22 protein-coding genes and 2 tRNA genes are annotated in these 26,050 nt (G+C 67.2%); 12 read left to right on the forward strand and 12 right to left on the reverse strand.

Annotated elements, in window-relative coordinates; all coding sequences use genetic code 11:
* Window positions 1–13 precede the first annotated feature (13 nt).
* Both ACQP0C_RS32980 and ACQP0C_RS32985 read left to right on the forward strand, forming a co-directional pair.
* Complete coding sequence (locus ACQP0C_RS32980) at window positions 14–1,558, forward strand: 3' terminal RNA ribose 2'-O-methyltransferase Hen1 (protein WP_433726376.1); 1,545 nt, start codon at window positions 14–16, stop codon at window positions 1,556–1,558.
* Entirely contained in the window at window positions 1,558–4,128 is a 2,571-nt protein-coding gene (locus ACQP0C_RS32985; RefSeq protein WP_433726378.1) for a polynucleotide kinase-phosphatase, read from the forward strand. Before ACQP0C_RS32980 ends, ACQP0C_RS32985 begins: the two co-directional genes overlap by 1 nt.
* Before the next feature lie 252 nt (window positions 4,129–4,380).
* Here ACQP0C_RS32985 and ACQP0C_RS32990 read toward each other — a convergent pair whose 3' ends face one another.
* Window positions 4,381–5,097 (reverse strand): TetR/AcrR family transcriptional regulator, encoded by a 717-nt coding sequence (locus ACQP0C_RS32990; RefSeq protein ID WP_433726380.1) that lies wholly within the window; start codon window positions 5,095–5,097, stop codon window positions 4,381–4,383.
* 98 nt (window positions 5,098–5,195) lie between these two features.
* Here ACQP0C_RS32990 and ACQP0C_RS32995 point away from each other — a divergent pair, with 98 nt between their 5' ends.
* Window positions 5,196–5,897 carry an NAD(P)-dependent oxidoreductase gene (locus tag ACQP0C_RS32995; RefSeq protein ID WP_433726382.1) on the forward strand — a complete coding sequence of 234 codons (702 nt, stop codon included), beginning with the start codon at window positions 5,196–5,198 and terminating at the stop codon, window positions 5,895–5,897.
* 47 nt (window positions 5,898–5,944) lie between these two features.
* Here ACQP0C_RS32995 and ACQP0C_RS33000 read toward each other — a convergent pair whose 3' ends face one another.
* A complete protein-coding gene (locus ACQP0C_RS33000; protein WP_433726384.1) occupies window positions 5,945–6,094 on the reverse strand; it encodes a hypothetical protein in 150 nt (49 codons plus the stop codon).
* A 117-nt stretch (window positions 6,095–6,211) separates the two neighbouring features.
* Between ACQP0C_RS33000 and ACQP0C_RS33005 the strand changes: the two genes are divergently transcribed.
* A complete protein-coding gene (locus tag ACQP0C_RS33005) occupies window positions 6,212–7,444 on the forward strand; it encodes a DUF6745 domain-containing protein (RefSeq protein ID WP_433726386.1) in 1,233 nt (410 codons plus the stop codon).
* 20 nt (window positions 7,445–7,464) lie between these two features.
* Window positions 7,465–7,935, forward strand: a complete 471-nt coding sequence (locus tag ACQP0C_RS33010) for a hypothetical protein (RefSeq protein ID WP_433726388.1) — start codon at window positions 7,465–7,467, stop codon at window positions 7,933–7,935.
* Between the two features lie 105 nt (window positions 7,936–8,040).
* Here the strand turns inward: ACQP0C_RS33010 and ACQP0C_RS33015 are convergent, their stop codons facing one another.
* The 6 genes from ACQP0C_RS33015 to ACQP0C_RS33040 form a co-directional block, all read right to left on the reverse strand.
* Window positions 8,041–9,993: an FAD-dependent oxidoreductase gene (locus tag ACQP0C_RS33015; RefSeq protein WP_433726390.1), complete on the reverse strand. Its 1,953-nt coding sequence runs from the start codon at window positions 9,991–9,993 to the stop codon at window positions 8,041–8,043.
* Between the two features lie 245 nt (window positions 9,994–10,238).
* A complete protein-coding gene (locus tag ACQP0C_RS33020; RefSeq protein ID WP_433726392.1) occupies window positions 10,239–11,735 on the reverse strand; it encodes a sensor histidine kinase in 1,497 nt (498 codons plus the stop codon).
* Window positions 11,732–12,445, reverse strand: coding sequence for a response regulator transcription factor (locus ACQP0C_RS33025; protein ID WP_433726394.1), 714 nt, complete (start codon window positions 12,443–12,445; stop codon window positions 11,732–11,734). Before ACQP0C_RS33025 ends, ACQP0C_RS33020 begins: the two co-directional genes overlap by 4 nt.
* A 228-nt stretch (window positions 12,446–12,673) precedes the next feature.
* Complete coding sequence (locus ACQP0C_RS33030) at window positions 12,674–13,123, reverse strand: hypothetical protein (RefSeq protein WP_433726396.1); 450 nt, start codon at window positions 13,121–13,123, stop codon at window positions 12,674–12,676.
* A gap of 108 nt (window positions 13,124–13,231) precedes the next feature.
* Window positions 13,232–13,305 (reverse strand) — tRNA-Pro (locus ACQP0C_RS33035).
* A gap of 44 nt (window positions 13,306–13,349) precedes the next feature.
* Window positions 13,350–13,423 (reverse strand) — tRNA-Gly (locus ACQP0C_RS33040).
* Window positions 13,424–13,966: 543 nt separating this feature from the next.
* Here ACQP0C_RS33040 and ACQP0C_RS33045 point away from each other — a divergent pair.
* Window positions 13,967–14,920 carry a GGDEF domain-containing protein gene (locus ACQP0C_RS33045; protein WP_433726398.1) on the forward strand — a complete coding sequence of 318 codons (954 nt, stop codon included), beginning with the start codon at window positions 13,967–13,969 and terminating at the stop codon, window positions 14,918–14,920.
* A 72-nt stretch (window positions 14,921–14,992) separates the two neighbouring features.
* On the opposite strand, the gene ACQP0C_RS33050 is transcribed toward ACQP0C_RS33045, so the two are convergent.
* Both ACQP0C_RS33050 and ACQP0C_RS33055 read right to left on the reverse strand, forming a co-directional pair.
* Window positions 14,993–15,808, reverse strand: coding sequence for an Fpg/Nei family DNA glycosylase (locus tag ACQP0C_RS33050; protein WP_433726400.1), 816 nt, complete (start codon window positions 15,806–15,808; stop codon window positions 14,993–14,995).
* 80 nt (window positions 15,809–15,888) lie between these two features.
* The gene (locus tag ACQP0C_RS33055; RefSeq protein ID WP_433726402.1) at window positions 15,889–16,362 is read right to left on the reverse strand and encodes a ribose-5-phosphate isomerase; all 474 of its coding nucleotides are present in this window, start codon (window positions 16,360–16,362) and stop codon (window positions 15,889–15,891) included.
* Window positions 16,363–16,700: 338 nt separating this feature from the next.
* On the opposite strand from ACQP0C_RS33055, the gene ACQP0C_RS33060 reads away from it, so the two are divergent.
* Entirely contained in the window at window positions 16,701–17,753 is a 1,053-nt protein-coding gene (locus tag ACQP0C_RS33060) for a M48 family metallopeptidase (RefSeq protein WP_433734723.1), read from the forward strand.
* A gap of 10 nt (window positions 17,754–17,763) precedes the next feature.
* Here ACQP0C_RS33060 and ACQP0C_RS33065 read toward each other — a convergent pair whose 3' ends face one another.
* Complete coding sequence (locus ACQP0C_RS33065; protein ID WP_433726404.1) at window positions 17,764–18,408, reverse strand: mycothiol-dependent nitroreductase Rv2466c family protein; 645 nt, start codon at window positions 18,406–18,408, stop codon at window positions 17,764–17,766.
* Between the two features lie 178 nt (window positions 18,409–18,586).
* On the opposite strand from ACQP0C_RS33065, the gene ACQP0C_RS33070 reads away from it, so the two are divergent.
* The 4 genes from ACQP0C_RS33070 (at window position 18,587) to ACQP0C_RS33085 (ending at window position 22,284) form a co-directional block, all read left to right on the forward strand.
* Window positions 18,587–19,810 (forward strand): NAD(P)/FAD-dependent oxidoreductase, encoded by a 1,224-nt coding sequence (locus tag ACQP0C_RS33070; protein WP_433726406.1) that lies wholly within the window; start codon window positions 18,587–18,589, stop codon window positions 19,808–19,810.
* A gap of 106 nt (window positions 19,811–19,916) precedes the next feature.
* Complete coding sequence (locus tag ACQP0C_RS33075; protein ID WP_433726408.1) at window positions 19,917–20,318, forward strand: YciI family protein; 402 nt, start codon at window positions 19,917–19,919, stop codon at window positions 20,316–20,318.
* A gap of 6 nt (window positions 20,319–20,324) precedes the next feature.
* A complete protein-coding gene (locus tag ACQP0C_RS33080; protein WP_433726410.1) occupies window positions 20,325–21,551 on the forward strand; it encodes an RNA polymerase sigma factor in 1,227 nt (408 codons plus the stop codon).
* Window positions 21,552–21,807: 256 nt separating this feature from the next.
* Window positions 21,808–22,284: an NUDIX domain-containing protein gene (locus ACQP0C_RS33085; protein WP_433726412.1), complete on the forward strand. Its 477-nt coding sequence runs from the start codon at window positions 21,808–21,810 to the stop codon at window positions 22,282–22,284.
* A gap of 177 nt (window positions 22,285–22,461) precedes the next feature.
* On the opposite strand, the gene ACQP0C_RS33090 is transcribed toward ACQP0C_RS33085, so the two are convergent.
* Complete coding sequence (locus ACQP0C_RS33090) at window positions 22,462–23,298, reverse strand: phosphoribosylaminoimidazolesuccinocarboxamide synthase (protein WP_433726414.1); 837 nt, start codon at window positions 23,296–23,298, stop codon at window positions 22,462–22,464.
* 138 nt (window positions 23,299–23,436) lie between these two features.
* Here ACQP0C_RS33090 and pepN point away from each other — a divergent pair, with 138 nt between their 5' ends.
* The gene (gene pepN, locus ACQP0C_RS33095) at window positions 23,437–26,019 is read left to right on the forward strand and encodes an aminopeptidase N (RefSeq protein WP_433726416.1); all 2,583 of its coding nucleotides are present in this window, start codon (window positions 23,437–23,439) and stop codon (window positions 26,017–26,019) included.
* The last annotated feature ends 31 nt before the right edge of the window (window positions 26,020–26,050 follow it).

A 26,050-nucleotide genomic window follows, 5' to 3' on the forward strand; every position in this document is an offset into this window, starting at 1 on the left:
CGACGATCGCAAGATGCTGTTGACGATCACCTGCACACCGCCGGAGGACGCGGCGTGGCCCGCGACCGATCTAGGCTTCTTGCTGCACAAGAATCCCGACCGGGTGCAGGCGTTCGAGCAGTCCTACGGCACCGCGCATGTCGTGTATCCGGAGGCAACCGCCGCGCGATGCACGGCCGCACTGCTGTTGGAGATCGATCCGATTCGGTTGGTGCGCGGGCGTTCCCGCAGCACACCGGATTTCAGCCTCGGCCAGTACGTCAACGACCGGCCGTACGCGGCGTCGTCACTGCTATCGGTCGCACTCGGCGCGGTATTCCGCACCGCGCTGCACGGACGCTGCGATCAGCGAACCGAATTGGCGCGTACCGCACTGCCGCTGCGGATCGCCTTGCCCGCGGTGCCGTGCAAGGGCGGACCGGAAGCGGCCGAGCGGGTCTTCGCGCCGCTGGGCTGGACCGTGATCGCCGAACCACTCCCCCTCGATCCGGCCTTCCCGGAATGGGGCGATTCGCATTACGTGCGACTGGAACTCACCGGCACCATCCGCCTGGCCGGCGCACTCGCGCACCTGTACGTCCTACTGCCGGTGCTCGACGGCGCCAAGCATTACTGGCTGGCCGCCGACGAGGTCGACAAGCTCATCCGCGCGGGTGCCGGCTGGCTCGCCGAACATCCGGAACGCGCCTGGATCACCCGGCGCTACCTGGCTCGACGCCAGTCGCTGGTGCGCACCGCGCTGGCGCGGCTCGCCGAGGTCGACGATGCGGAGCCGGAGGAACTCGACGCGGTCGAGGAGGGATTCGACGCGGCGGACGACACGATCTTGTCCGACGAGGTGGGCAATGATGTGACGGCACAACCCGCGTCGACGGAGGCTGTGGCGGTAGCGGACGACGCGACCGAGGGCGATGAGCGTACGCCGTCGCTTGCGGTGATGCGACGGGCCGCGGTTGTGGACGTGCTCCGCGAGGTCGGGGCACACCGGGTGCTCGATCTCGGCTGCGGTGAGGGGGCGCTGTTGCGAGAATTGCTGGCGGACAAGGCTTTTATCGAGATAGTCGGTGTGGACGTATCGATGCGGGCACTGAATATCACCAAGCGGCGGTTGCGGCTGGATCGGATGCCCGAGCGGGTGGCGCGGCGGTTGACATTGCTCCAAGGGGCGTTGACCTATACCGATGCGCGGCTGCGCGGATATGACGCGGCGGTGTTGATGGAGGTCGTCGAACATATCGACGAGCCGCGGTTGGCTGCTGTCGAATACGCCGTATTCGGCTCGGCCGCACCGGGTTCGGTCATCGTGACGACGCCGAACGTGGAGCACAACATGGTGTACGAGACGCTTCCGGCGGGCAAGTTCCGGCACTCCGATCACCGGTTCGAATGGACCCGTGCGGAATTCGCCGACTGGGCGTTCCGCGTAGCCGAACGGTACGGGTACGCGGTGCGCTTCGTGCCCGTCGGTGTCGAGCATCCCGAATTCGGCCCGCCCACGCAGCTGGCCGTGTTCACCAAGGCCGCAACAGCCGACGGCAGTACGAGAGGAGCGGCGTGATGACCGAACTAGCGGTCCCGGAGCTCTCCCTCGTCGTGCTGATCGGCAGCACGGGTTCCGGGAAATCGACCTTCGCGCACAAGCACTTTCGGCACACCGCGATCGTGTCGTCGGACGCCTGTCGCGGCGTCGTCAGCGATGACGAGAACGATCAGTCGGCGACGCCGGATGCCTTCGCACTGCTGCACCACATCGCCGGTATCCGGCTGCGGCGCGGACTGCGCACCGTTATCGATGCCACCAATGTGCAGCCCAAGGCGCGTCAGGAACTGATCGCGGTGGCGCGGGCGCACGATGTGCTGCCGGTGGCGATCGTGCTCGACGTCGCGGATGACGTGTGCTTCGAACGCAATGCGCTACGTCCCGACCGGTCACACCTGGCCCGACACGTGCTCACCCGGCAACAGCGCGAACTGCGCCGAGGGCTGCGCGGGCTGGAACGCGAGGGCTTCCGGAAGGTGTACATACTGCGCGGCGTCGAGGAGATCGAGTCCGCGACCATTGTCGACGAAAAGGGTTGGAACGACAGGCGTGACCTCACCGGACCGTTCGATGTGATCGGCGATGTGCACGGCTGCCGCGCCGAATTGGAAACGCTGCTCGGCGAACTCGGCTACCAGCTGGCGCGCGACGATGCGGGCCGTGCGGTCGGCGCGAGTCACCCAGCGGGGCGCACCGCGGTATTCGTCGGCGATCTGGTCGACCGTGGGCCGGATACCCCTGGTGTGCTGCGACTCGTCATGGGCATGGTGTGCGCGGGAACGGCGCTGTGCGTCACCGGAAATCATGAGAACAAGCTGGTGCGCGCGCTCGATGGCAAGAAGGTGCGCATCGCGCACGGGCTCGCGGAGTCGCTGGGCCAGTTGGAGGCCGAGGACGAGGACTTCCGCAAGGCGGCGCTGGACTTCTGCCGCGGTCTGATCAGCCACTACGTACTCGACGGCGGCCGGTTGGTGGTCGCGCATGCCGGGCTGAAGGAGGAGTACCACGGGCGCGCGTCCGGGCGGGTTCGCGCCTTTGCCATGTACGGCGAATCCACCGGGGAGACCGACGAATACGGCCTTCCGGTGCGCTATCCGTGGGCCGAGGACTATCGCGGTCGCGCCACTGTGCTGTACGGGCACACGCCGGTGACCGACCTGCGCTGGGTGAACAACACCCTGTGCCTGGATACGGGCGTTGTCTTCGGCGGCAAGCTCTCGGCCTTGCGCTATCCCGAGCGCGTGCCGGTTTCGGTTCCGGCCGAGCGGGTTTGGTACGAGCCGGTGCGGCCACTGGCGGCCACCACCATCGCGACGCCCGGCGGCGTCGTGCACCGCGATCCGGGCGTGCTCGACCTGGACGATGTCATGGGCCGCCGGGTGGTGGAAACTCGCCAGCACGGCCGCGTGGGCGTGCAGGAGGAGAATGCCGGGGCCGCATTGGAGGTGATGAGCCGGTTCGCGATCGATCCGCGGTGGCTGGTGTACCTGCCGCCGACCATGGCACCGTGTGCGACCACCCAGCTGGACGGCTACCTCGAACATCCCGCCGAGGCCTTCGACTATTACCGGTCCGAGAGCGTGCGGCGCGTGGTGTGCGAGGAGAAGCACATGGGTTCGCGCGCAATCGTGCTGGTGACACGGTCGGCACAGACCGCGGCCGACCGGTTCGGCGTCGACGACGGCAGTACCGGTGCGCTCTACACCCGCACCGGCCGCCCGTTCTTCGATGACAGGGCGCAGACCGAGGAACTGCTCGCGCGGGTGCGTATCGCAGCCGAATCGGCGGGCCTGTTCACGGAACTGAACACCGATTGGCTGCTGCTGGATACCGAGTTGATGCCGTGGTCGGCCAAAGCCGTTGGCCTGCTGCGCAATCAGTACGCGGCCGTCGGCGCGGCGGCGCGCGCCGCACTCGATACGGCGACCGATCTGCTGGCCGCCGTCAAGGCACGCGGCCTGGATGTCACCGAGCTCGCGGACCGCACCGGCGCACGCAAAACCGATGCGGCGGCCTTCACCGCCGCCTATGGGCGCTACTGCTGGCCGGTCGACGGCCTGGCCGGGATCCGGATCGCACCGTTCCAGATTCTGGCCGGTTCCGGCATCAATTACGCAGTGCGCGACCATGATTGGCACCTGTCGCACATCGACCGCCTGGTCGCTGCCGACACCGGGCTGTTCACCCCGACCGGCCGGATGGTCGTCGATCTGACCGATCCGGGCAGCGAGGCCGCCGCCACTTCTTGGTGGACCGAACTGACCACGGCGGGCGGCGAGGGCATGGTGGTGAAGCCGTACGACGCGATGATCCGCGGCGACGGCGACCGGCTGATTCAGCCGGGCGTGAAATGCCGCGGCCCCGAATATCTTCGGATCATCTACGGACCGGAGTACCTGCGCGACAACAACTTGCGCCGACTACGCACCCGCGGCCTGGGCCGCAAGCGCTCGATGGCACTGCGGGAGTATGCATTGGGGCTGGAGGCACTCGACCGTTTCGTCGCGGGTGAACCGCTCTGGCGCGTGCACGAGGCCGTGTTCGCGGTCCTAGCGCTCGAGTCCGAGCCGGTCGATCCACGACTCTGACGCCGGGACGAAACCGCCGAGCCCAGCTCGACCACGATGCCGTGGCCGCCGCCATGGCCGCAGCCGCACCGGATCCGATGCGGCTGCGGGCCTCCGGATATCACGGCCTGACTTCGGCACGCTCGTCGCGGAGATCGCACAGCCGGTCAAGAGTCCGCCCATCCGCCGAGAATGCGCTTATGCAGGTGCACTCTCGACGTTTGCCTGGATGAGTGCATGGTGATCGCTCGTCCAAGTGAGGTTGGGCGGGGATTAGGGGGTGGGTGGGGTGAGGCCGAGGGAGCGGATCAGGTGGCGGATTTCGTTGCGGTAGAGCTTGGCGGGGGCGGTGGTTTGGGAGCTCAGGTGGCCAAGGATTTCCAGGGAGACCAGGCCGTGGAGGTGGCCCCAGATGCGTAGGGCGATGGCTACTGCGGCTGGGGGGAGGCCGGGGAACTCCGTTTTTACCTCGCTGACGAGTTTTGGGTCGAAGTCCGACCACTCGAAACCGTTGTCGGCGTAGAGCTTTTCGGCGTGGGGCCAGGCGCCGGCGGCCAGACCGGTGAGGCCAGCGCAGACGCGGTGCTCCGCGTCGGGGGCCGCGCCGCCTTCCGGGGGCTGGTAGTTGGGGACCGGATCGCCGTAGATGAGGCGGAAGCCGGGCGAGTTCGCCAGGGACCAATCGCGAAATGCGCAGGCCCACGCAAGGATTCGGCCGGCGGCGTCGCTCGCGGGGCAAGCGTCGCGGGCGGCTTCGACCGCATCGGCGAGGTCGGAGTAGACATCGTTGATCAGCGCGGTGACCAGGTCGTCGCGGGTCGGGAAGTAGCTGTAGACCGCATTGGCGGTCATACCCATTTCGCGGGCGATCGCCCGCAACGTGATAGCGCCCGGCCCGCCCTCGGCCATCAATCGGAGCGCGACCTGCTTGATCTCCGCAGTCGTCTCGGAGCGTCGTAACTCCCGCCTACTCGGCGTCGCAGTGCCCACGGACTCAACTCTACAACGGCGTGAGAAAACTTAACATTGCACAAATACTTCACGCCGTATAGTTTCTACACGCTGTACCAATCACATCGAGGAGAGCCATGTTCATCGGAATCGTCGGCGCCACCGGCAATATCGGCCAGCGGGTACGCACCGAGGCCGTCGCCCGCGGCCACCACGTCACCGCGTTCACCAGGGACGCGAGTCGAATCGCAGACAAACAGCTGAATGTCACCTGGCAGAGCCTCGACATCTTCGACAGCGCGGCCATCGCCGCGGCACTGCCCGGCATGGACGTCCTCATCAGCTGCTACCAACCGGGAAATGCCGCAACGGATTTCAATGACACCGTCGCCCGGTCGATCGAGGACCCGACGGTCTACGCGAGCGCGGCCCGCTCACTCCTGAGCGCGCTCGACACCCATCCGCGTACCCGGCTGATCGTGGTCGGCGGCGCGGGCAGCCTGGAGTACGAGCCGGGCCGCGTGACCGCCGATGACGACCAGCGCCTCACCGACACCCTCGACGACCTGGGCCTACCCCGCGAGTATGCCGCGGCGGTGCGCGGCCATCGCGCTGCCCTCGATGTCCTGCGCACCTCGAACCGGCTCTGGACCTACCTCAGCCCGGCCGAACTGATCGGCCCCGGCGAACGCACCGGCCGGTACCGGATCGGCGGCGACCAGCCGGTCCGCGATACCGATGGCCACAGCCGCATCTCGATCGAGGACGCCGCCGTCGCCCTGCTCGACGAGGTCGAGCTGCCGCGATTCATTCAGCGCCGCTTCACCATCGGCTACTAGCCGCACATCGCCGCACCGGCCGTCCGAACGGCGGCCGGTGCCCGGCTTCAGCTTTCGCGCTTCAGCTTGCGCCAGCCGCCCGCTAGATTGTTCGCGATGATCTGCTCGAATATCGCGAGAAGTGTTGGGACATTGAGCTTTTTGCCCTCGTGGACCGCCGCGGTGCGGCCGGTCTCGTGAGGTGCGCGCCTGTTCACGGCGGATATCCGCGGAACCGGTGATCATCTCGGCCCTTGCGGGAATGCCGCATACCTGCCACCATCGGTGACCATGACTAGCGGAAAGGCCGACGTCGCCACCATCGGGTGAGCGCCGTGGCTACTTCTCGAGCGGCTCGTCGCCGCACTTCCCTGCTCGGTCGCAAAATCTTTGCCCCAGAACGCGTTGCGTCGGCATGTCTGCTGCGCGACGAGTGGTTGGAGCACGGTTTGCGCGCCGAACCTTCCGATCGACCCACCGCGGAAGCGGCCGTATCCGAGCTGTATCGGCTGGTCGGCGCGTCGCCGCCCGAATTCGTATGGGTTCGGTCGCCGGTCGCGGCGCCCGCGGTCGCGATGGCCATGGGTCTCGATCCCGGAGCATGGCAGCCGCGGCTGAACGATCAACTGCCGCCATCGGGTCGGATCGCGACGCTGTTATCCGCGTCCCGGCATCGCATGGACCGGCGGTTGCGACGCGGTCAACCACCATGGATGAATACGGCACAGCGGGAAGCGATGTGGACCTTATCGCCGGAGGAAGCGGTCCGAGCCGGGGTACCCGTCGAGCCGATTCTCGCGCTGGCCGTTCAGGATTCGCTGCGCACCTCATTGTCCGACGGTGTGGCGGCGGCCATTCGCACGCTATTGCCGGACACTGCGCGCGATGTGCTCGGCATCGCCTGGTACGGCCAGCAGGACGCCTACCGTGTCGGCTATTACGATGCGATCCGGCAGGCCGAGCTGGCCGCATTCCGCGGCGATGACCTGAGATTGCTCGACATCCAGGTCGCGCTCACCCGTGCCACCGGCTGGTGGTGGTCACTGGGTCCGGTATGCGTCATGGCCGAACGACCGACCGTTGTCCACACCGAGCCGACGCCCAATGCTCGCCACAATGAGCGCCGGCTGCACCACCCGGACCTGCCCGCGATCGGCTTCGCCGACGGCAGCCACGTCTACATCCAGCACGGCGCGGTCGTCCCGGACTGGGTGGTGCTCGATCCGACGCCGGAACGCATTCGCGGCGAACGCAATATCGAGGTGCGCCGCTGCGCGATCGAACGGCTCGGCTGGGATGTCTATGTCGACCGTGCCGAGCTGGAACTCATTGCCGAACGAGATGATCCGGGCAATCCCGGTGCCACGCTGCGCCTCTACGACGCCCCCTCCGAATGGGGCAGGCCACTGCGGGTGCTGCTCGCGGTGAACGGCTCGCTCGAACGCGACGGCCATCGCCGCCGCTACGGACTCAATGTGCCGGAGTGGATCGATGACCCGCTGTCCGCCGCCGGATGGACCTACGGACTCAGCGGCGACCACTACGCCCAGCTCGTCCGCCGAACCTAACTCTCCCCAAGGTGATTCCCATGAACTCGATTCCCATGAACTCGACCCTCGCCGACCTCACCGCCCGCACCGGTTTCGAGGTCCTCGACCATCTCGAACTCGAAATGACCATCCCGATCACCGACGGCATCCAGGCCCAAGGCGATCTCCTCGTCATTCCGTACGCGCTCGTCCGAAACGCCGTCACCGAAGGGCCTTTCGCGCGTTGGCGCGAAATCCCGACCACCGGACTGGAACTGCTGCGCAGCGGCGCTGGCGGCAATCCGCTCAGCCTGGTCGCCGACCCCGGCAGCTGCCGCTGGACCTCCGATGTCCGCGACACCGCCAACCTGGCCCTCGGCATGCTCGACACCCACGTCGTGGCCTACCTCATCCACCCCGAACACGGCGCCAGCGCAATCGCCCCCGGCCGGTACATCATCCGCCGCCAACGCGAACGCGGCACCGCCCCGGCCACCGGCCGCTCCCTCGATCACCTCATCGCCGACTAACTCGGAGCTGGCGCATACCGCGTGACGTCTTCGCACAGGACGTGCAGCCTCTGCGAGGCGCTCACGCGGTATGCGTCAGCTCGGAATCCGGTGGGATAGGCGTGCTCAGGTCAGGCGGGTTGCCAATCTGGCGGCGTTCATGTGGGCGATGGCCTCGATGGTCAGCATGGGGTTCACCCCGGAGGCGGTGGGGAAGCAGGAGCCATCGGCGACAACGACGTTCGGCATGTCCCAGACCACGCCGTCCGGGTCGGTGGCCGAATCGGCGCGTGAGCCGCCCATGCGGGCCGAGCCCATGATGTGCAGCGCACCCATCGCACAGCGGCCGGGACCGTAACCGGCGCGCAGACATTCAGCGACGAAGGTGTCGTGGGAGCCCTCGATACCGGGTTCGTAAACCGGGCCGGACTGATGTCCGGAGAAGATCCGGCGCGCCCCTGCTGCCTCGAGGATCGTTGCCGCGCCTTCGATTCCGGCGTGCGTATGGGCCTGGTCGTATCCGGACAGGCGATAGCGGACCACCGCGTCGCCCGCGCGGTCGATGGATACCGTGCCGTGGTCGCGATCTCGGGTGATGACACCGACGGCGACGGTATGCGCGAGATTGTGCATGATCGCGCGATGCTGGGCCGCACTGGTCCAGTTGAGGAAGCCGACCGTCATGCCCGGAGTCAGCGGCCCGGTCTCATAGATCACGCCGTAACCGTGGCCGTCGAGGTCCCGGTGCTGGGTGGAATAGCGCGTCTGCAGGCCGCCCTCCCAGGGACGGATCTCCTCGTCGAAGGTGCCGAAGACCGCGGTGGCGGGATGCAGTCGCAGGTAGCGGCCGATATTCTGGCCGGATATCCCGGAGCGGCGCAGTAGCGCCGGGGTGTGGATCGCGCCCGCCGCGACGACCACCGCGCGGGCCCGGATGGTGACCGAATCGCCTTCCGGCGTCACGGCCGCGACGCCGCTGGCCCTGCCATCGCGCAGCGTGATGGTGCGGACCTCGGTATTGATCAGCAGCCGCGCGCCGTGCTCGACGGCATCGGCTAGCCAGGTCTTGGTCACCGACTGCTTCGCGCCGATCCGGCAGCCGAAACCACAGCGACCGCATTCGATTCCGGCATCACAGCCGCGCACATTGCGCGGCATCGCATCGACATGCCAATCCAGTTCGCGCAAACCGCGTTCCAGGACGGTATCGCGGCCGGAGGCTATGGAGTGCTCGCCGTTGACCCCGACTCGCGCCTGGACCGCATCCAGTGCCTCGGTGAATTCATCGGCCGCGAATTGCTTGGCGCCCAGGCTCGCCCATTCCTCGCGCACATCGTCGGGCGTACGGAAGGAGGTGGTCCAGTTGACCACCGTGCCGCCGCCGAGACACGATCCCGCGACGAGGCCGAGCTGTCCCTCCTGAGTGGTCGCCGGGCCCGGGGAGTACAGATTCAGCAGTCCGGTGAGCTCGCCGGTCCCGAAATCAGCGTCATCGTAGTATCCGCCGCGTTCGACGACCACGACGTCCAGTCCGGCCGCCGCGAGCACCGCCGCCGCGGTGCCACCGCCCGCACCGGACCCGACGACCACCACATCGCAGTCGAGCGACGTCTCGCCGATCGGACGCAGCGGAGTCAAGGCGGGCCGGGGCGCATCGGGCAGCGCGCCGAACGGACCCGGAAATCCCATCTGCTGCCACGCCGGATTGGTACCCGTCGCCCCGGGCGTCGCGTAGTACGCCGTCAAGGCCGCACCTTTGAGTGCCTGGAAGACCGCGCGCTTGCGGGCCAACCGAGAACTCCCGAGCCGCCGCAATGCCTGCTCGCGGTCGGCCTGCGTGAGATCGCCGAACCTGCGCGGCCCGGCCCCGATCAATACCCCGAACGTCCGGGAATTCCACACGCGCAGCAGGGTTTCGAAGGCGCGGCGCTGCGCCGCACTCGGATTGCGGGCCAGCAACTGCTCGACCGCGTCGACGGCGCCGAGCCGTGATGCGGACGGCAGCTCCGCCCCGTCCCCCGGCGCGAAGGTATCGCAGATCAGGCTGAGCGTCGCGCGCTGGGCGAGGGTCAAGGACATGAGTCTCCTCCGGGACACAGCTCCAGAACGGTCATTAACTTAACCTACCCGCGCCGCTCCACCGACGGGCCTCATCTGCGCAGAATGATCAGCCACAGCACCTTTTGCAACATATCCAACGCCCGGCCGATGACGAGCACGGTTTCGACGAAATCTGCGCTGCCCATGGCAGCCCTCTTTTCCTCGGGCGATCGAGCCCCGATCTCCCACTGTCGCAGGGAACGGATGGGCATGTCCACGACGATTCAGATGGCACCGAAGAGGATTCGGAACGTGGTGCCCGCGCCGGGCGTGCGCAGCAGCTGGATCCGGGCACCGTGCGCACCGAGGATCGCGTCGGCGATGGCGAGTCCGAGCCCCGAACCACCCGTGCGCGAACGCGATTCGGCCGCGCGGTAGAAGCGGTCGAAGATGCGCGGCGCGTTCTCCGGTGCAATGCCGGGGCCGTCGTCATGGACATCGAGCACGGCGAATTCGGATGTCTCGGGCGGTGCCGCGCCCGCCTCGGCGGCCACCGGATCGACCAGCGCATTCGCGGCTCGGATCCCGACGGTCACGGTGACCGAGGCCTCGGCTGGCGTGTGTACCAACGCATTATTGACCAGATTCGTCACGACCTGCCGCAATCGGTGCTCGTCACCGACCACCCGAACCGGCGCATCCGGACTCTCGAGTCCGATATCCCGGTCCGGCGCCCGCGTTGCCGCATCGCGCACCACATCCGCCGCGAGCGCTGCCAGGTCGACCTCCGCCAGATCCAATGCGCGTTCCTGATCGAACTTGGCGAGCAGCAGCAGATCGTCGACGAGCAGGCCCATCCGGATCGCCTCGCCCTCGATGCGGCGCATCATCTCCCGCACACCCGCCTCGTCCTGCGCGCCGCCGCGCCGATACAGCTCGGCGTACCCGCGCACCGAAGTGAGTGGGGTGCGCAGTTCATGGGAGGCATCGGCGACGAAGGCCCGCATCCGCCGCTCGGAATCGGCGAGTTGGCGCAGCGCCGAGGACAACCGGGTGACCATTACATTGAATGCGCCGCCGAGTCGGCCCACCTCGGTATGCGGATCGGTCTGTGCGACACGGCGATCCAGATCTCCGGCCGCGATCGCCTCGGCCGTGTGCTCGATCCTGGTCAGCGGCCGCAGGCCGAGCCGGACCAGCACCGCCGCGATAACCGAGATGGCGATCAGCAGCGTCGCGCCCGCCACCAGTTCGATGGTGCGGAGTTTGCCGGTGGTCGCCTCGGTGGTCGCCAGCGACATCGCGATCGCGACGGTGCCGCCGTTGGGCTGCCATTCGGTCGCTGGCTGCACGACCGTGCGCACCCGCCACCGGATATCGCTGTTCTGGTCGCCGACCGTGAAAGCGGTATTCGCTCTGGCGCGCACCGAGGCCGCGTCCATCGACGGCAATGCCGGTACCGTGCTCAACTCGACCGGCGCACCGAGCCTGCCGATCGGCTGCCCCGCGACATCGAAGAACATGAGCCGAAAGTCCGAGGGCAACTGCTCGAACTCCGGCGCGCCCGACGGTGGCGGCGGTGGTGGTCGCTTGGTCGAGGTCATATCGCTGGCAACATGATTCAGCTGCTCGTCCACCCGATCGAGTAGCGCACGATCCAACATCGCGATGCTGAGCAGCCCGAACGCCGCCATCCCGATCCCGGCGATCGCGACCAGGACCAGCAGCAGCCGAGTGCGCAATGTCAGGCGCCGCCGATCCCGGATCCGACCGGCCCTCACGAGCGCGCGCCGCCCAGCCGCACGGTGTAGCCGACACCGCGAATCGTGTGGATCAGCGGCGGATTCCGGGCATCGACCTTGCGCCGGAGCTGGCTGATGAAGGTCTCGACGACCCGGCTGTCGCGCCCGCTGTCCGCACTCCACACCCGATCGATGATCTGCTGCTTGCTGACCACCTTCTCCGCATTGACGACCAGATACCGCAGCAAGCTGAATTCGGTGGCCGACAACCAGATCTCTTCGCCCGCACGGTGTGCGGTATGCGCATCGACATCCAGCTCCAGATCCGCGTATCTGAGCACCCGGCCGTCGGACTCCTCGCCCTGGGTGCGACGCAGAATCGCACGCAACCGCAGCACGACCTCCTCGAGACTGAACGGTTTGCTCACATAGTCGTCGCCACCGGCGGTCAGTCCGGCGATCCGGTCCTCGACCGCATCTCGCGACGTCAAGAACAGCACCGGCACCTGATTGCCGGACTCCCGCAGCCGCCGTGCCACCGCATAGCCGTCCAGATCCGGCAGCATCACATCCAGCACCACGATGTCCGGTGGCCGCTGCGCCGCCGCGGCCAGTGCCTCGAGCCCGCTGGCCGCGGTGTGCACGTCGAATCCGCTCATCCGCAGCGCGGCGGAGAGCAGGTCGAGAATATTCGGCTCATCGTCGACGACCAGCACGCTCGCGGCCGGTGACGCGTCGCGGTCGGGCACGGCTACACAATATGCCGCACCCCATGCTCCGATGCCGCACAGATTCGGCCGGGACCGGTGACTCACAGCAAGCCGACAGATTCACCACAGCTGGGCAACGATCTGAACCTTCCGGCCCGATCCCGCCGACCTCAGCTACCGCGCCGCATCACCACAGCAGGCTATCCGGCAACACTTCCGCGGCCACCGACCAACGCTTCGATGCTGCCGGGCAGATCGTGCGGACGGTTACGCACCGTGCTGATCGACACCCAGGGCCGCCAGGATGCGATCCAACTTCCCACCGACATCAGAGAACTGGTCATCCATTGCAGAGAGCCGGTCATCGACAGCAGACAGTCGATCATCGATTACCGAGAGCCGGTCGTCAACAGCAGACAGCCGATCATCAACAGCAGACAGCCGATCATCAACAGCAGACAGCCGATCATCAACAGCAGAGAACCGGTCATCAACAGCAGAGAACCGATCGTCAACGGCAGCGAACCGGTCATTGATTTCAGCCCTGAGACTGCCGATCTCCTCGATAACCGCGTCATGGTTGCGCGCCACCTTCGCACCCAACGCGGCGAGGTCGGTCGGCGAACCAGCCTTCGCCTTCGCTTCTGCCTGCTGGATCGTCAATGCAGCCACGAGCGTCTCCAGGTTGGTAACCCGGTCCTCCAACGGCGCTGGCATGTGAGCTCCCCTCTCGAACAACTTCGAACCGGCGATGATGCTCGAAGCAAGAGAACCGGGTGAATTCAGGCCCACCCTATCCCGCCCCGACCCTCCCTGTCGTTTCAGTCGGGGTGACAGGATTTGAACCTGCGACCCTCCGCTCCCAAAGCGGATGCGCTACCAAGCTGCGCTACACCCCGTGACCTCGCGGCGTAAGAGGGCGCCGACGAGGATGAATCCTGTGTGGAGCGGGTGACGGGAATCGAACCCGCACCATCAGCTTGGAAGGCTGAGGTTCTACCATTGAACTACACCCGCAGGCATACGACATCGATGGGATCGCCACGATGTCGTGTGCGCACCGACTGTACCGAATACGGCGCCGGAAACGCTAATCCGCCCCCACCGAACCACTGTGAACAGTTGCCGGGCAAGGGGCCACGACCCGGACATCGACAATAGCCCATCGCTATTGCCGAGCGCTTCGGACCCCTGAAACGTTCTCGCCGAGACACGAACGGGCCGGTAGCCTCACCCACTCCGGCGCGCCGTCGGCGTGTCGGTCCGCGACTTTCCGGCGAACAGAATTCATGTGTAACACCGGAGGCGCGACAACGATGACATACCCGATCGCCATTCGCGAGGGACCGAGAACTCGTTGTAAAACAGCATTTTTCGGTGCCGAGTGGCTTGCTAGGATCCTTTTTGCCGGACGGGGGTATCTGGAAAGGGGGCGGTGAGCGTGCACCGAGCGAGGTGGACACAACCGCGTAGCAGTGGGAACGATCGGGGTGAAACCGGCACCTGCGTGGGAACAGGGCACCCGGCAGGTACCGACATCACCCGTGGCGGGTGAGTGCGATGTCCGCGGATATCGAACCACCCGTAGCGCAGATGGCCAGCGCGTGGGCGCGTGCGGTCTGCGCGGAACCGGGATCACACGCGTCACCAGAACAGTTGCAACCGGTTCTAGCCGAGATCATCGAGCGGCTATTGAAACTGGCCAGATCCGAGCCCTTTCCGGTGCCCGAGGCACGGATGTTGGGGGCGCGGCTGGTCGAGGCGCCGTTCGAGCGGACCAGAATGCTGGCCCAGGCCACCCGCTGGCTGCTCGGCTTCCCGGCGGGGGCGCCCGGGTCGCTGGTCGCCACGCGCTGGCCGCTGGTCGCCAGCCAGGCCATCGACAGCTATGCCCAGGCGCTGCAGGAACGGGCACTGGCCCAACAGGAACAGCACATTTCGGCGGCGGTGTCGCTACGGGTGCAGGAGATCGCCGCATTGCAGCATCGGCTGCGGCACGAGGCCACCCACGACGCGCTCACCGACCTCGCCAACCGCACGCTGCTACAGGACAAGGTGCGGCTGATGGCGGCCGACCCGAACCGCGGCGTCGGCCTGCTGCTGATCGATCTGGACCGGTTCAAGCAGATCAACGACAACTACGGCCATGCCGTCGGCGACGAGGTGCTCGTCGAACTGGCCCGCAGGCTGCGCGAGATCTGTCCGCCGGAGACCGTCATCTGCCGTTATGGCGGTGACGAATTCGTCCTCGCCACCAACCCGAACCACAACACCCTCGGCGATATCGCGCACCGCATCGTGGCCGCGCTGCGTGATCCGGTGTGGTCGACGGCCGGTCCGGTACCGGTCTCGGCCAGTGTCGGCACCGCCTACTCGCCGGCGGGCGAATCCTGCGATTTCACCGATCTGCTACGGAAGGCCGATCGCGCGATGTATGCGGCGAAGACCGCTGGCGGTCGCCGCTTCGCCCTTGCCGAAACCGATAAACCCGAAATCAAAGCAGTCGCCGGCTGATCCGCTATTACGCGGCTCGCTCACAGAGGCCCGCTGGTCACCGATGAGGTGACCAGCGGGCCTTGTAGTCGATCAGCTGGCTTGGCAGCTGGGGCACCAGAACAGGTTTCGGCCCTCCAGCACGCTGTGGGCGATGGGGGTGCCGCAGATGCGGCACGGGGCGCCGGGGCGGCGGTAGACGTAGGTGCGTGGACGATCGGCCGCATAGGACGGTTCGCCGTGGTCGTGTTCGGGGCGGACGACGACCATCTTGCCGACCCGCACCCCCACCCGCATCAGCGCGACCAGATCGGTCCACATCGCGTCCCACTCCCCGGCGCTCAGCGACGTGCCCGGACGGTGCGGCGAAATGCCGTGCCGGAACAGCAGTTCCGCGCGGTACACATTGCCGACACCGGCGAGCACCTGCTGGTCCATCAGCAGTGCGCCGATCGGCCGGCGCGAGCGGTGAATGCGCCGCCACGCCCGTTCGGGATCGGCGCCGCGCCGCAGCGGGTCCGGGCCGAGCCGATCGGTCAGCGCCGTCAGTTCCGCGCGGGTGTACACCTCACAGGCGGTCGGGCCGCGTAGATCGGTGCCGTACAGGCGATCATCGGCCGACGCGTCGCCGACGATCCGCATCCGCACCTGCCCGACCGGTTCCCCCATCGGCAACGGCACCTCGGTGAACACCCCGTACAGGCCGAGGTGCACGTGCACGATCAAACCCGACTCGTAGTGATGCAGTAGATGTTTGCCGTACGCCTCGGCTCGCATGAGCACCTGCCCGTCGACCCGGGCGGCACCGGCGGCGAACTTGCCCTGTGGACTGGACACGCGCACCACTCCCCCGGCGAAGCGCCGTTGATGCAGTCGCGCCAGTCGGTGCAGCGTATGACCCTCAGGCATCCGAGCCCGGCATCCTCTCTGTTCCGCCGCCGCGACGACCCGGGACACCGGGTCGCCTTGCGAGACGGCGGATTACGCGCTCAGTAGGCCGGCACAGCCGGGGGCACACCGGTCTTCTCGTACTCGGCCAGGATGTCGATGCGGCGCTGGTGGCGCGGTTCCTCGGACCACTTGGTCGCGATGAACGCGTCCACGATCGCCAGCGCCTCCTCGGTGGAATGCATGCGGCCGCCGATGCCGATCAGCTGGGCATTGTTGTGCTCACGGGCCAGCTGGGCGGTCTCTACGCTCCAGGCCAGGGCGCAGCGGGCGCCGGGCACCTTGTTCGCGGCGATCTGCTCGCCATTGCCGCTGCCGCCGAAGACCAGGCCGAGGCTGCCCGGATCGGCGACGGTGCGGCGGGCCGCCTCGATGCAGAAGGCGGGGTAGTCGTCGAGCGCGTCGTACTCGAGGGCGCCGCAGTCGACGACCTCGTGGCCCGCCTGCTCCAGATGGGCCTTGACGTGATTCTTCAGTTCGAAACCGGCATGGTCGGCACCCAGGTATACGCGCATGGCTGCGATTGTGTCAGGCGTGTTCGACCGTGCCGCGAGGGGGACACGCGTCGCCGCGCCAGCGGGATCAACACCGGTAGCGGCCCCGGCGAATCGACAGGTATGCCACCCGTGTTCGCGGCCACCGGCACCGACCGCGCGACAACGGCTTCGAACGTCGTCTCCGGCAAATGAATAGAGTTCTCCGTATGCAGCCGCCCGAATCCACGCCGCCCCAGCAGGCGGGCCGACCCGCCGACCCCTATCCCGCATTGGGCGGGTGGGCGCAGGCTCAGGACGCGACCGCCACATCGAACGGGCATGTTTCCGCCCAGCAGGATTCGCCCCAGTACCCGTCGATGCCTCAATACCCGTCAACGCCCCAATACCAATCGACACCCCAGCCCTACCCCGGGTTGCCGTACCCGACCCCCCACTACGGTCCGGCGCCGTACACCCAAGGTCCCCACGGAGTGGTCCCGGTACCGCCCGGGACACCGCCCCAGCGTCAGCCGCGCGGTCTGTCGCCGTACGGGATGCCCGCGCGGCATCCGTGGGAGATTCCGCTGCTCGTGGTCGTATGCGTGATCACCACGATCGCGTTGCTGCTGGCAGTGCTGGTGTTCGTCGACCTCATCCTGGATGGGAAGCTGCCGAGTCCGTACGTGGCGATCCTGGTCTTCGCGCCGATCGTGGTCTGGTTCCTGCGCGGTATGGGTTATGCGGCCCAGCGGGTCAACGGCGTCAAGATGTCACCGACGCAGTTCCCGGAGGGCTATCAGCTGGTGGTCGATGCGGCGGCGCGCTTCGGGTTGGCCAAGGTCCCCGACGCCTACGTGGTGCTCGGCAATGGCCAGATCAATGCCTTCGCCTCCGGGCACGGGTTCCGGCGCTACGTCGCGGTCTACAGCGATCTGTTCGAAATCGGCGGCGCCGCACGCGAACCCGACGCGCTCGCCTTCATCATCGGTCACGAGGTCGGGCATATCGCGGCCGGGCATACCTCGTACTGGCGTCAGCTCGGCATGTTCGTCGCGCCGTCGCTGCCGATCATCGGCAGCTCGCTGATCCGGTCCCAGGAGTACACCGCCGACAACCATGGCTACTGCAACCGGCACGTGGGTGCACCGGCCGCCATGGGCACCCTGGCCGCCGGCAAATACCTGAACAAACTGGTCGGCTTCGACGAGATGGCCGACCGGGCCGCGGCCGAGAAGGGCTTCTTCGTCTGGGTCATCAATGCCATGGCCTCGCATCCGGTGCTGACCTGGCGGATGTGGGCACTGCGCGACCGCAGCAGGCACGGCCGTCTGTTCTGGCGGCCGAACCGACCGGCCGGTGCGCCCCCGGCCGGTCCATATCCGAGCAGCTACGGCGAGGTTCCGGCGCTGCCGCCGAAACCCGTGCCGTAGCGCAGCGCACTCAGTCGAAGGCGGGATCCTCGGTCCTGGTCCGCTTCAGCTCGAAGAAATGCGGGTAGTCGGCCAGGGTGACCGCGGCATCCCACAGCTTCCCGGCCTCCTCGCCGCGCGGGATCCGCGACAGCACCGGACCGAAGAACGCCGTGCCGTTGATGTGGATGGTCGGCGTGCCGACATCGGGTCCGACCTTGTCCATGCCCTGGTGATGGCTCTTGCGCAGCGCCTCGTCGTATTCGGTGCTCTCGGCGGCCGCGGCGAGTTCGGCGGGCAGGCCGACCTCGGCGAGCGCATCCGCGATCACCGCGGCGAGGGTCTCCTTGCGGGAATCGCGCGTGTACTCCTCGCGCCGGTTGTGGATGCGGGTGCCCATGGCCGTGTACAGCGGCGACAACACCTTGTCACCGTGCGCCTGCGCGGCGGCGATCGCGACCCGGACCGGACCCCAGCCGGTGGCGAGCAGCTCCTCGTACTGCGGTGGCAGCCCCTCCTTGCCCTCGTTGAGCACCGACAGGCTCATCACGTGGAAGCGGGCCTCGATATCGCGGACCTGCTCGACCTCCAGGATCCAGCGGGAGGTGATCCAACACCATGGGCACAGTGGGTCGAACCAGAAATCGGCGACATTCTTGGTGGTCGTCTCGCTCATGACCTGTTCCTCTCCATCGCATGCAGTTAGCGCGGTGGGCTCGGCACACCGCTACCCGTGGCCAACCACGAAACCGCGTGATTCGTTCCCGCCGGTCACCGATTTCCCGAAAGGCGGCGTCGGGTCCCAGTAGGGTTGACACACAGGCATCCGGTTCCCTCCCGACAAGGAGTCCGCAATGACCTCTGATCAGCGTTTCGTCATCGTCGGTGGCGGTCTGGCCGCGGCCAAACTGGCAGAGGCACTGCGCGACAACGATTTCGCCGGAGCCGTGACGCTGATCAGCGCAGAGGACTATCTGCCCTACGAGCGTCCACCGCTGTCCAAGGAACATCTGGCGGGCAAGAAATCGCTCGAGGAATTCACCGTGGATCCGGGCCAGTGGTACCGCGATCACCACATCGACGTGCGGTTGGGCACGGAGGTCGGCGCGATCGATCGGACCGCGAAAACCGTGACGCTGCCGGATGGTTCGACGCTCGGCTACGACAAGCTCGCGCTCGCGACCGGTTCGACACCACGTCGGCTGCCGATTCCCGGTATGGACGCCCGCGGCGTCTACACCCTGCGCACCATCGGCGATTCCGACACCCTGATCGAGCTGTTCGGCACCGCGCACCGCCTCGTCATCATCGGGGCGGGCTGGATCGGGCTCGAGGTGGCCTCGGCCGCGCGCGCCGCCCAGGTCGAGGTCACCATTGTCGAGTCCGCCGAATTGCCGCTGCTGGCGGCGCTCGGGCCGGAAATGGCCCGGGTCTTCGCGCAGCTGCATCGCGACCACGGCGTCGACTTCCGATTCGGCGCGCAGGTCAGCGAGATCACCACTCGTGACGCGGAGACGGATCTGGCGACCGGCGTCCGGCTCGCCGATGGCACCGTCATCGAGGGGGACGCGGTGCTGGTCGCGATCGGCGCACGTCCAAATATCGAGCTGGCCGCGGACGCCGGGCTCGCGACCAACGGCGGCGTGCTCGTCGATGCCGGCCTGGCCACCAGCGACCCGGATATCGTCGCGGTCGGCGATATCGCCGAGGAGCAGCATCCGGTGCTCGGCCGCCCGATTCGAGTGGAGCACTGGGCCAATGCGCTCAACCAGCCCGCCGTCGCGGCTCGGACCATGCTCGGCAAGTCCGCGTCCTACGAGCGGCTGCCCTACTTCTTCACCGACCAATACGACCTGGGCATGGAGTACACCGGCTACGCCGCGCCCGGCGAGTACGCGCGGGTGGTGGTGCGCGGTGATGAGGCCGAGCGCGAGTTCGTCGCGTTCTGGCTCGACGCCGACAACCGGGTACTGGCGGGAATGAACGTGAACATCTGGGATGTCACCGACCGGATCAAGGAGCTGATCGGCCAGCAGGTCGATCCGGACCGGCTCGCCGATCCCGCGACGCCCTTGTGATGCGGATCACGGCGAGCTATTCGAGAATGTGTCGACTCGACGCGACGGGCTCCGACCTCATCGCGAACGCGTCGGATGGGCGCACCCAACGCCATGGAGACCGGATATGAAGTACATGCTGCTCAAGACCTACGGACCCGCCGCCAACTGTGACACCCCGATCACCGAGTGGACCCCGGAAGAGATCCAGGCACATCTGGATTTCCAGCGGGCGCTGGGTGCGGAGCTGGCCAAGAACGGTGAGCTGGTCGACGCCCAGGGACTGGCCGGACCGGAAGACGCGCGGTTGGTCAGTTCGGACGGGCGGTCGGCGCCGGTGATCACCGACGGGCCGTTTCCGGAGACCAAGGAATTCCTCGCCGGATATTGGATCGTCGATGTGGACAGTCCGGAGCGCGCGCTGCAGATCGCGGCGCAGGCGTCGGCGGCGCCGGGGCCGGGCGGGCAGCCGATCGGTGAGCGCATCGAGGTGCGCGCGGTGATGGGTGTTCCGGCGACCGACCAATAGTCCGCGATGAGTACGACATTGCCCGCGGGCATCGAGGACCTGTTGCGCGAACTCGCGCCGCAGGTCCTCGGCACCTTGGTGCGCCGGTTCGGTGATTTCGACACCGCCGAGGATGCGCTGCAGGAAGCCATGCTCGCGGCGACGACCCAATGGCCCGCCGACGGTCTGCCGGACAATCCGCGCGGGTGGCTGATCCAGGTCGCACAACGCCGGATGGCCGATACGGTGCGCGCCGAAGTGGCTAGGCGACGCAGGGAGACAACGGTTTTCGAACGCGATGTGCCCGACGCCGAGGCCATCGATCGGGATGACACGCTGGCCATGTTCTTCCTCTGCTGCCATCCGGCACTGTCGTCCGCGAGTGCCATCGCGCTGACATTGCGCGCGGTCGGCGGACTCGGCACGGCGGAGATCGCCAACGCCTTCCTGCTACCGGAAGCGACCATGGCGCAGCGGATCACGCGTGCCAAGAAGAAGCTGGCCACCCTCGACCGGCCGTTCGCCCGGCCCGGTGACGCGCAATGGCACGAGCGGCTGGGTTCGGTACTGCACGTGCTGTATCTGATCTTCAACGAGGGGCACACCAGCACCTCGGGGCCCGACCTGCAACGGACGGATCTGTCCGGCGAGGCGATCCGTCTGACCAGATCCGTGCACCGGCTGCTGCCCGACGACACCGAGGTGACCGGGCTGCTCGCGCTCATGCTGCTCACCGACTCCCGCCGGGCCGCGCGCACCGGGCCGCACGGTGAGCTGATTCCGCTCGCCGAGCAGAACCGCGCGCTGTGGGATCGCGCGCTGATCACCGAGGGCACCACGCTGACGACCGGCACCCTCGCATCGGGCCTCACCGGCCCCTACCAAATCCAAGCCGCGATCGCGGTGCTGCACGCACAGGCCCGGCGTGCCGAGGACACCGACTGGACACGAATCCTGTCGCTGTACAACATGATCGAGCGCATCTCGAAGAACCCGATGGTGACCCTCAACCGCGCCGTCGCCACCGCCATGGTCCACGGCCCCGCCGCAGGCCTCGAACTCGCCGACACCCTCGAAGACCAACTATCGGACAACCACCGCCTCGACGCCGTCCGCGGCCACCTACACGAAATGGCAGGCGATTTCTCCGCCGCCATCACCCACTACACCGCGGCCGCCCACCGCACCACCAGCACCCCCGAACGCGACTACCTGACCCTCCGCGCCGCCCACCTCCACCATCATCAGCCCTGACGCCACCACCCCCGCCCTCTTCGCCATCACCTCGATCAGCGGTCGAGCGGCGGCCGAGATGTGTGACGCGATGCCGAAGTTCGAGCAGCGAGCCAACGCGACGCGCACAGACGCCGTGGGCGAAGGCGGAATCGACATCAGCCACTTGTCGACCTAGCGCGGCGCGCATAACGGCCGCGACTGGATTCAGCGGCGACCGGGTTGTGCGACCGTGTCGGGTGCGCGCCCGGTCGCGGTAGGCGGCAGACTGCTTGGTGTGGCAGGGAAATTCAGTGCTGGGATTCTGTTGTTCCGTCGGAGTTCCGGTGGAGTCGAGGTCCTGATCGGGCATATGGGTGGACCGTTCTGGGCGCGTAAGGATGCGGGCGCCTGGTCGATTCCGAAGGGCGAATACGAGCCGGAACAGGAGAGCCCAGAGGATGCCGCCGCCCGCGAGTTCACCGAGGAACTCGGCCTACCGGTGCCCGAGGGCGAGCGGGTGCCGCTCGGCGAGGTTCGTTACGGCAGTGGCAAATCCACCAAGAACCTCACCGTCTGGGCCGTCGAGGCCGACCTGGATCCGGCCGAGGTGGTGCCCGGCACCTTCGATATGGAGTGGCCGCCCAAATCCGGCCGCATGGCCACCTTCCCGGAAATCGACCGCGCCGCCTGGTTCGACCTGCCCACCGCCCACGAAAAGCTCGGAAACGGCCAACGCCCCTACCTCGACCGGTTAGCTGAACACCTCACCTGACCGGTCCTGTGCACCGAGTGCCTGCCTGGCACCTGCGCCCAGCGCCGGGTCTCCCGACGCTCAGGACCCCCCTGTGCGGCAATTAGGCACCGCGCACAAGGTTGCTCGGTCCCGAGACGGGGTCCCCGGTGGCTAGCGAATACGCGGCCCGGCGGGTCAGCACAGGCACGCCGAACCTCAGCGCGGCGCGCCGCCCCAGGTCTGCCCGGTAATCAGTTCGTAGGCTTCCATGTACTTCTGGCGGGTGGCTTCGACGATGTCCGCGGGGATCTCCGGGCCCGGGTACTCCTTGTTCCAGCCGGTGGAGGTGGACCAGTCGCGGACGAACTGCTTGTCGAAGGAGCGCTGGGGGCGGCCGGGCTCCCATTCGGCGGCGGGCCAGAAGCGCGAGGAATCCGAGGTCAGCACCTCGTCGCCCAGGGTGAGAGTGTCACCGTCCCAACCGAATTCGACCTTGGTGTCGGCGACGATGACACCGCGCTCGGCGGCGTGCGCGGCACCTCGGGCGTAGATCCGCAAGGTCAGATCGCGCAATTGCTCGGCGACCTCGCGCCCCTCCTGGTTCACCACATCCGCGAAGGTGATGGGCTCGTCGTGCCCCTCGGATGCCTTGCTGGACGGGGTGAAAATCGGTTCGGGCAGTTTGTCGCCATCGCGCAGCCCCGGCGGCAATGCGATACCGGAGACGGTGCCGGTTTGCTCGTACTCCTTGAGCCCCGATCCGGTCAGGTAGCCGCGCGCGATGCATTCGACCTGCAGCATCTTCAGCGGCTTGACCCGAATGCCGCGACCGGCGAATTCCGCGGGCACATCGGTCGCCGAGACCACGTGGTTGGGCACGTCGGTGAAGTACTCGAACCACCAGTTCGACAGCTGGGTCAGCAGCGCGCCCTTGTCCGGGATCGGTGTCGGCAGCACCACGTCATAAACCGACACCCGGTCCGATGCCACGAGCAGCAGCGTGTCGCCGTCCTCGTAGAGGTCGCGCACCTTTCCGGCGTGGATGTGCTGCACGTCGCGCTCCGATCCTGGTCGATAGGGTTTATGGGAAAAACTTCCGCGCGGGCAACCTTACCGAGGTGGCATTGTGGTGAGTGCTGTGCCCGCCGGGCGGCCCGCCCGCGCATGTTCTTCGACCAACGAAGGAGTCCCATGTCCGCACCGAACCTGACTCGCGACCAGGCGATCGAACGCGCCTCGACAGTGCAGGTCGAGAACTATCGCATCGACCTCGACCTGACCGACGGGGCCGGGAAGCCGGGCGAGCAGACCTTCTTCTCCCGCAGCACGGTCACCTTCACCGCGACCGCGGGCGCGAGCACCTTCATCGATATCGTCGCCCGTGGGGTCCGCTCGGCCGTGCTCAACGGCACCGCGATCGATATCGCCGACTACGACGAGTCCAAGGGCATCACACTCACCGGTCTGGCCGAGCGCAACGAGCTAGTTGTCGAGGCCGACTGCGAATACTCCAATACCGGTGAGGGCCTGCACCGCTTCATCGATCCCACCGATGACGCGGTCTACCTGTACTCGCAGTTCGAAACCGCCGACGCCAAGCGCATGTTCGCCTGCTTCGACCAGCCGGACCTCAAGGCCACCTTCGATATCAGCGTGACCGCCGCGCCGAACTGGAAGGTCATCTCCAACGCAGCCGCGGTCGATACGCTGCTCGCCGATCCCGGCAAGCACCTGTTCCGCACCACCCCGACGATGAGCACCTACCTGGTCGCGCTCATCGCGGGCCCGTACGCGGAATGGACCGACGCCTACACCGACGACCATGGCACCATCCCGCTCGGCATCTACTGCCGCTCCTCGCTCGCCGAGCACATGGATGCCGACCGGCTGTTCACCGAGACCAAACAGGGCTTCGGCTTCTATCACAAGAACTTCGGTGTGCCCTACGCGTTCGGCAAGTACGACCAGCTGTTCGTCCCGGAATTCAACGCGGGCGCGATGGAGAACGCCGGTGCCGTCACCTTCCTGGAGGACTACGTCTTCCGGTCCAAGGTGACCCGCGCGGCCTATGAGCGGCGGGCCGAGACGGTGCTGCACGAGATGGCGCATATGTGGTTCGGCGATCTGGTCACCATGAAGTGGTGGGACGACCTGTGGTTGAACGAGTCGTTCGCGACCTTCGCCTCGGTGCTGTGCCAATCCGAGGCGACCGAATACACCAGTGCCTGGACCACTTTCGCGAATGTGGAGAAGTCCTGGGCGTACCGCCAGGATCAGCTGCCGTCCACACATCCGATCGCCGCCGATATTCCGGATCTGCACGCGGTCGAGGTCAACTTCGACGGAATCACCTACGCCAAGGGCGCTTCCGTGCTCAAGCAGCTGGTGGCCTATGTCGGGCTGGAAGCGTTCCTCGCCGGTCTGCGCGACTACTTCACCGAACACGCCTACGGCAATGCCACTTTCGACGATCTGCTCTCGGCGCTGGAGAAGTCCTCCGGCCGCGATCTGTCCGACTGGGGCGCACAGTGGCTCAAGACCACCGGACTGAATATCCTGCGTCCGGACTTCGAGGTCGATCCCGGCGGCCGTTTCACCAGGTTCGCGGTCGTCCAGGAGGGTGCGGAACCGGGCGCTGGTGAGCGTCGCGTGCATCGCCTCGCGGTCGGCGTGTACGGCGAACGGGACGGAAAGCTGGTCCGCACCAACCGCATCGAACTCGACCTCGACGCGGCCGAGCGCACCGAGGTGCCCGAACTCGTCGGCGTGGAACGCGGCCAGCTGGTGCTGATCAACGACGACGATCTCACCTACTGCTCGGTGCGCCTCGATCCCGATTCGCTCGATGTGGTGCTGCACCGCATCCACGAGATCGTCGAACCGCTGCCGCGCACGCTGTGCTGGTCGGCTGCCTGGGAGATGACCAGGCAGGCCGAGATGCGCGCACGCGACTTCGTCGCCCTGGTGCAACGTGGAATCGGCACCGAGACCGAAATCGGTGTGGTGCAGCGACTTCTGATGCAGGCCAATACCGCGATCGGCAGCTACGCCGATCCGGAGTGGGCGAATGCCACCGGCTGGACCGAATACGCCAACCGGCTGCTGGAACTGGCCCGCGAGGCCGCGGCGGGCTCGGATCATCAGCTCGCCTTCGTCAACGCGCTCACCGGCGCGCGGCTGCAGGCCTGGCACACCGAGGTGCTGCGCGAACTGCTCGACGGTGATCCGGCCAACGTCGGTCTGCCCGGTCTGGCGGTGGACACCGATCTGCGCTGGCGGCTGGTCACCGCGCTGGCGGCGGCGGGCGAGATCGATACCGAGGGCCTCGACACTCCGTTCATCGACCAGGAATTGGCCAACGACCCCACCGCGGCCGGTAAGCGCCAGGCCGCGGCGGCGGCGACGGCGCGGCCGATCGCCGAGGTGAAGGAGCAGGCCTGGAATACGGTGATGTCCGACGATTCGGTGCCGAATATCACCGCTCGCTCGATCGTCGGCGGCTTCGCACCGGCAGGCCAGGGCGAGCTGCTCGCACCCTATGTCGACCGCTATTTCGCCGATGTGCCCGGCGTCTGGGAGCGCCGCTCCAGCGAGGTCGCGCAAACCGTCGTCGTCGGCCTCTACCCCGCCTGGGCGATCAGCGAGGATGCCGTGGCGACGGCGGACAAGTTCCTCGCCGGTGATCATCCGCCCGCCCTGCGCCGCCTGGTGACCGAGGGCAAGGCGGGCATCGAACGCTCACTGCGCGCCCGCGCCTTCGACGCCAGGGGCTGAACGGGCTTGCGGCGCTGAGGGCTACCCCAGC

This window comes from Nocardia sp. CA-129566 (assembly GCF_050956075.1).
GTDB lineage: Bacteria > Actinomycetota > Actinomycetes > Mycobacteriales > Mycobacteriaceae > Nocardia.

Bases quoted from the DNA above. Each gene is read 5' to 3' on its own strand.
- ACQP0C_RS33045 (WP_433726398.1), top strand. From the start codon at position 13,967: ATGTCCGCGGATATCGAACCACCCGTAGCGCAGATGGCCAGCGCGTGG.
- ACQP0C_RS33030 (WP_433726396.1), bottom strand. From the start codon at position 13,123: ATGCCAGCGCCGTTGGAGGACCGGGTTACCAACCTGGAGACGCTCGTG.
- ACQP0C_RS32995 (WP_433726382.1), top strand. From the start codon at position 5,196: ATGTTCATCGGAATCGTCGGCGCCACCGGCAATATCGGCCAGCGGGTA.
- ACQP0C_RS33070 (WP_433726406.1), top strand. From the start codon at position 18,587: ATGACCTCTGATCAGCGTTTCGTCATCGTCGGTGGCGGTCTGGCCGCG.
- ACQP0C_RS33055 (WP_433726402.1), bottom strand. From the start codon at position 16,362: ATGCGCGTATACCTGGGTGCCGACCATGCCGGTTTCGAACTGAAGAAT.
- ACQP0C_RS33010 (WP_433726388.1), top strand. From the start codon at position 7,465: ATGAACTCGATTCCCATGAACTCGACCCTCGCCGACCTCACCGCCCGC.
- ACQP0C_RS33050 (WP_433726400.1), bottom strand. From the start codon at position 15,808: ATGCCTGAGGGTCATACGCTGCACCGACTGGCGCGACTGCATCAACGG.
- ACQP0C_RS32980 (WP_433726376.1), top strand. From the start codon at position 14: ATGCTGTTGACGATCACCTGCACACCGCCGGAGGACGCGGCGTGGCCC.
- ACQP0C_RS33065 (WP_433726404.1), bottom strand. From the start codon at position 18,408: ATGAGCGAGACGACCACCAAGAATGTCGCCGATTTCTGGTTCGACCCA.
- ACQP0C_RS33075 (WP_433726408.1), top strand. From the start codon at position 19,917: ATGAAGTACATGCTGCTCAAGACCTACGGACCCGCCGCCAACTGTGAC.
- ACQP0C_RS32985 (WP_433726378.1), top strand. From the start codon at position 1,558: ATGACCGAACTAGCGGTCCCGGAGCTCTCCCTCGTCGTGCTGATCGGC.
- ACQP0C_RS33060 (WP_433734723.1), top strand. From the start codon at position 16,701: ATGCCTCAATACCCGTCAACGCCCCAATACCAATCGACACCCCAGCCC.
- ACQP0C_RS33015 (WP_433726390.1), bottom strand. From the start codon at position 9,993: ATGTCCTTGACCCTCGCCCAGCGCGCGACGCTCAGCCTGATCTGCGAT.
- ACQP0C_RS33080 (WP_433726410.1), top strand. From the start codon at position 20,325: ATGAGTACGACATTGCCCGCGGGCATCGAGGACCTGTTGCGCGAACTC.
- pepN (WP_433726416.1), top strand. From the start codon at position 23,437: ATGTCCGCACCGAACCTGACTCGCGACCAGGCGATCGAACGCGCCTCG.